The 2,424-nt window shown below is 60.8% G+C and carries 1 protein-coding gene and 1 pseudogene; both read left to right on the top strand.

Annotated features, from left to right (window positions below):
- Positions 1 to 66 precede the first annotated feature (66 nt).
- Positions 67 to 1,143, top strand: a complete 1,077-nt coding sequence (mtnA, locus tag ACIOUG_RS16510; protein ID WP_095137261.1) for an S-methyl-5-thioribose-1-phosphate isomerase — start codon at positions 67 to 69, stop codon at positions 1,141 to 1,143.
- A 424-nt stretch (positions 1,144 to 1,567) separates the two neighbouring features.
- Positions 1,568 to 2,424, top strand: a pseudogene (locus tag ACIOUG_RS16505) (DNA gyrase subunit A); the annotation flags it as partial.

Here is a 2,424-nt window from a genome sequence, read left to right as displayed (position 1 = left end):
ACCCGAGCGTCTTCGCGGTTGGATCGCTATAATCGGCGGCTTTTGTTCATGAGTGCGGGGTGAGGGATGCGCGATCGACTGTTGGCTGCGGAGAAAGTAAAGGCCATCGATTGGCGAGATGGCGCGCTCCACCTGCTGGATCAGCGTGTTTTGCCGTTCGAAGAAACGTGGATTGCCTACACCAGCGCTGCCGGTGTAGCCGAGGCCATTCGTTCGATGGTGGTGCGCGGCGCACCGGCCATCGGCATCAGCGCGGCCTATGGCATTGTGCTGGCGGCCCGCGCCCGGGTGGCCGAGGGTGGCGATTGGTACGCCGCACTGGAAGAGGATTTCGCCCTGCTGGCGGATTCCCGGCCGACGGCGGTCAATCTGTTCTGGGCACTGAATCGCATGCACGATCGACTGGATCGCCTGAAGGACAATGCCGATCCGCTGGTGGCGCTGGAAGCCGAGGCCATCGCGATCCATGAAAGCGACCGCGAAGCCAACCTGACCATGGCCCAACTCGGCGTCGACCTGATTCGTAAACATCAGGGCAATGCCCAGGCGATCCTGACCCACTGCAACACCGGCGCCTTGGCCACCGGCGGTTTCGGTACCGCGCTGGGGGTGATTCGTGCGGCGTACCTGGAAGGCATGGTCGAGCGGGTGTATGCCGATGAAACCCGGCCATGGCTGCAGGGTTCGCGCCTGACCGCCTGGGAGCTGGCGAACGAAGGCATCCCGGTAACGCTCAACGCCGACTCCGCTGCTGCGCACATCATGAAAACCAAAGGCGTGACCTGGGTGATCGTCGGCGCTGACCGCATCACCGCCAATGGCGACGTGGCGAACAAGATCGGCACCTATCAACTGGCGGTCAACGCGATGCACCACGGCGTGCGTTTCATGGTGGTGGCGCCGAGTTCGACCATCGACATGCATCTGGCCAGCGGCGACGACATCCCGATCGAGGAGCGTGACGGCGCCGAGCTGCTGGAAGTCGGTGGCAAGCGCGTGGGGGCGGACGTCGAGGCGTTCAACCCGGTGTTCGACGTGACGCCGGCGGATCTGATCGATGCGATCGTTACCGAGAAGGGCATCGTCGAGCGCCCGGATACGGCGAAGATGGCTCAGTTGATGTGCCGCAAGCGCTTGCATTGACTGGCTTTGGCGTCTGCAAGGACGCCTTCGCTGGCAAGCCAGCTCCCACAGGTTTTGTGTTCGCCGCTGACCCTGTGGGAGCTGCTTGCCAGCGATGGGGCCATAAAAGTCAATAAACATCTCCAAATCAAGCCCCAAATCTGCATTCAAAGAAGCTCTGAGCCTCTCTCGTCCCCTTTACGCCTGTCATCGGTCAACTAACTATGCTCCATGCGCATCTGGGGGATAGGTGCGTGGCGGCTCTTGTGATAACATCCGGCGTTTTCCGAGGCAGCTTCGCGGAGCTGTCTTTACTGCGCAAATCCACGGTTCAATTTGTTGATTTGTCGTAAGTCGGCGCATGGCACTCAGCCTGCCCCGACGAGCTTCGTTCATCCCATATGGACATGACGAAGTTTCACCAGAAAAAGGAATCAGGCTTCTCATGGGCGAACTGGCCAAAGAAATCCTCCCGGTCAATATCGAAGACGAGCTGAAACAGTCCTACCTCGACTACGCGATGAGCGTAATCGTCGGCCGTGCACTGCCGGATGCGCGCGATGGCCTCAAGCCCGTGCACCGTCGCGTACTGTTCGCGATGAGCGAGCTGGGCAACGACTTCAACAAGCCGTACAAGAAATCTGCCCGTGTTGTCGGTGACGTGATCGGTAAGTATCACCCGCACGGTGACACTGCCGTGTACGACACCATCGTCCGCATGGCTCAGCCTTTCTCCCTGCGCTACCTGCTGGTCGACGGTCAGGGCAACTTCGGTTCGGTGGACGGCGACAACGCTGCGGCCATGCGATACACCGAAGTGCGCATGACGAAGCTGGCGCACGAGCTGCTGGCCGACCTGCACAAGGAAACCGTGGACTGGGTGCCGAACTACGACGGCACCGAAATGATCCCGGCGGTGATGCCGACGCGCATCCCCAACCTGCTGGTCAACGGCTCCAGCGGTATCGCCGTGGGCATGGCGACCAACATTCCGCCGCACAACCTCGGTGAAGTCATCGACGGTTGCCTGGCCCTCATCGACAACCCTGAGCTGACCGTCGATGAGCTGATGCAATACATCCCCGGTCCGGACTTCCCGACGGCTGCGATCATCAACGGTCGTGCCGGCATCATCGAAGCCTATCGCACCGGCCGCGGCCGCATTTACATGCGTGCGCGCTCGATCATCGAGGACATCGACAAGGTCGGTGGTCGTCAGCAGATCGTCATCACCGAACTCCCGTATCAGCTGAACAAGGCGCGTCTGATCGAGAAGATCGCCGAGCTGGTAAAAGAGAAGAA

Origin of the sequence: Pseudomonas sp. NPDC087803, assembly GCF_044742995.1 — a bacterium.
GTDB lineage: Bacteria > Pseudomonadota > Gammaproteobacteria > Pseudomonadales > Pseudomonadaceae > Aquipseudomonas.
Note: the sequence above shows the minus strand (reverse complement) of the source record. Positions and strands in the feature narration are given on the sequence as shown.

Bases quoted from the DNA above. Each gene is read 5' to 3' on its own strand.
- mtnA (WP_095137261.1), top strand. From the start codon at position 67: ATGCGCGATCGACTGTTGGCTGCGGAGAAAGTAAAGGCCATCGATTGG.